The sequence below is a fragment of the Halomonas sp. 25-S5 genome, from assembly GCF_029889845.1.
Lineage (GTDB): Bacteria > Pseudomonadota > Gammaproteobacteria > Pseudomonadales > Halomonadaceae > Halomonas.
The window spans coordinates 1-2,449 of the sequence record NZ_JARANV010000053.1 but is presented as its reverse complement, the minus strand read 5'-3'; the positions used below and the strand labels follow the sequence as shown (position 1 = coordinate 2,449).

The following is a 2,449-nucleotide window of genomic DNA, read 5'->3' as shown; positions in this document are numbered from 1 at the left end:
GTTTCTGCAGCAACGAGTGAAGGACGGTGTCATCCTTCGCCTGATCGGCAAGTGGCTCAAGGCCGGGGTATTGGAGGCCGGGCAGTGGCAGAAGGGAGAAGTCGGCAGCCCGCAGGGCGGGGTGATTTCCCCGTTGTTGGCGAATGTCTACCTCCACTATGTGCTGGACGAGTGGTTTGAGAAAGACGTCAAACCACGCCTGCGAGGACGTGCGTTCGAGGTGCGGTTTGCCGACGACGTCATCCTGGCATTCAGCAACGAAGCCGATGCCCGCAAGGTGCTGGAGGTGCTGCCCAAGCGCTTCGCGCGCTACGGCCTGACTCTCCACCCGACCAAGACCCGGCGGGTGCGGTTCCGGCTGCACTCCGAGCAGCGCGCCGAGACCTTTGATTTTTTGGGCTTTACGCATTACTGGGGAAGATCCCGACGTGGTCGCTGGATCATCAAGCAGAAAACGGCCAAGGATCGCTTCAAGCGCACACTGAAGCGGTTATCGCAGTGGTGCCGTGCGAATCGACACCGGCCACTGCTGGAACAGCATCGCGCCCTATGTCGTAAGCTCCAAGGGCATTTTGCCTACTACGGTATCAGTGGCAACTATCGTGCACTGCATAACGTTGTCTACCGGGCGCAATGCATCTGGATCAAATGGTTGAGGCGACGTTCCCAGAGAGGATACTTCTCTTGGGCGAAGGCTAACCTGCTGCTCAAGCGCCTACCGCTGCCCAAGGCAAGGATCGTACACCGGGGAGTCTTTCAGTGAAGCTGATGGTTGAGGAGCCGGGTGCGTCAATCGCGCACGCTCGGATCTGTGGGGGACGAGCAATCGCCCGGTCTACCCGACCTATCCGGGTTAGGCCATAATCAATGAATCTGACGTTTAATGAGTAATCAGCATGAGTTCAGGAAACAATAAAACGGCATCTAACCATCCAAAAAGTGTCAAGAGTCAAACGCTTGTTCGAGGGCTGGTAATCATGGAGGCTGTGGCCGACGACCCCTTAACGATCCATGAGATATCAGCCGAAACGGGCATAAGCTATAGTACGGCTCATCGCATCATCTCCGTGCTAGCAGAAAAACACTATTTAACGCTCAATAGCGATAAGCGCTACGGGTTAGGTTCGCGGATCGTGGCTCTGGGGTTCTCCGCTCATCAGCAGATCGATATCGTGAAGGTGGCGCATCCTTATCTGAAAGATTTAGCAGAAAAGACCTCCGATACTGTCCACTTCGCAAGAATCGAGGACAACGAGGTGATGTACCTCGATAAGGTCAGGAGTACAAGGCCCATTGAAATAAGCTCGCGGATCGGTGGTAGGAAACCTTTGGTAACGACGGGCGTCGGCAAGGCGCTGCTGCTCGACAAGAGCGACCAGGAGCTGACCTATTACCTGGATAGATCACTTGACCAGTTGGAAAACTCGCTTGATCGAGCGGCCTGGATGTCTACCATGACTACCTACAGAAGCAACGGCTATGCCTTTGACTTTGGCGAGGATGAGCCTTCGATTCGCTGCATCGCCGTGCCGGTTTACGACGGCAGCGGAGGGATCGTGGCGGCGGTGAGTGTCTCGAGCACGATAGAGTATATGCCCGAATCTCGTATGCATGAGCTGATCGCGGAGGTGAGCCAAACGGCAGAAAAAATCAGTGAATGCCTGGGGGGCAGAGGCAAGGCACGTCGCGCCTAGCCCAACGCTCCCAGACTGCCCTGACTGCTCCCTATTGAAATCGTGTTGTCGCGCAGGATCTTGCCTGCGCCTGCGCCTGCGCCTGCGCCTGCGCTTACTCAACTCACTTAGGGAACCGCTGAACAATTCAGCACATGTTCTGTGTGTGTGCTACCCAAGAGCAATTTTTTGCTCCAGCAGCCTGGTTAAGGCCATCATGAGTGGCCTTTACCACTCGGCAGCCGGGTTATCCGGCTGCCGGGCCAGATTCAAGACGCACTGACCCCGTCAGGGTGTCTGTAGCATCGTCCTGCCAGCACCAGGTTGGCCAGAGCGAACAGGCTGAACAGCTGCGTCTGGTTCTTGGCCAGCCCCTTGTAGTGTAAGCGGTCATTCCAGTACGTCTGGACTTACCCTTCGATGTCTGACCTGAGCGGGTCATCAGCAAACAGGGTCTTCCAACGTAAGCGGTCATTCCAGTACGTCTGGACTTACCCTTCGATGTCTGAGCGGAGAGGGGCGTCGGCAAACAGCGCCTTCCAGCAGCGCGGCGTCAGCTCCTCGACCCGTGAGGCGGGATGGAGGGCCACGCGCTGGAGCACGTCGACCAGATAGGTGTAGGGATCCACCCCCTGCAGGCGGCAGGTGGTCAGCAGGCTCTGCAAGATACCGACATGCTCGGCGCCGACCTCGCTCCAGCAGAACATCCAGTTTTTTTTACCCATGGGAATGCAGCGCAGGCCACGCTCCAAGTGGTTGGTGTCGATCGGCACGTC

The 2,449-nt window shown here is 57.0% G+C and carries 3 protein-coding genes and 1 pseudogene; 2 read left to right on the top strand and 2 right to left on the bottom strand.

Annotated features, from left to right (window positions below; genetic code table 11):
• Nucleotides 1–763: reverse transcriptase domain-containing protein (locus OP498_RS18240; RefSeq protein WP_280554779.1), on the top strand; the 763-nt coding region annotated here is incomplete at its 5' end.
• A gap of 133 nt (nt 764–896) precedes the next feature.
• Nucleotides 897–1,694, top strand: a complete 798-nt coding sequence (locus OP498_RS18235; protein WP_280554777.1) for an IclR family transcriptional regulator — start codon at nt 897–899, stop codon at nt 1,692–1,694.
• 248 nt (nt 1,695–1,942) lie between these two features.
• Here OP498_RS18235 and OP498_RS18230 read toward each other — a convergent pair.
• Nucleotides 1,943–2,062: pseudogene (locus OP498_RS18230) on the bottom strand (IS5/IS1182 family transposase); the annotation flags it as partial.
• A gap of 102 nt (nt 2,063–2,164) precedes the next feature.
• Nucleotides 2,165–2,449: transposase domain-containing protein (locus tag OP498_RS18225; RefSeq protein ID WP_280554776.1), on the bottom strand; the 285-nt coding region annotated here is incomplete at its 5' end.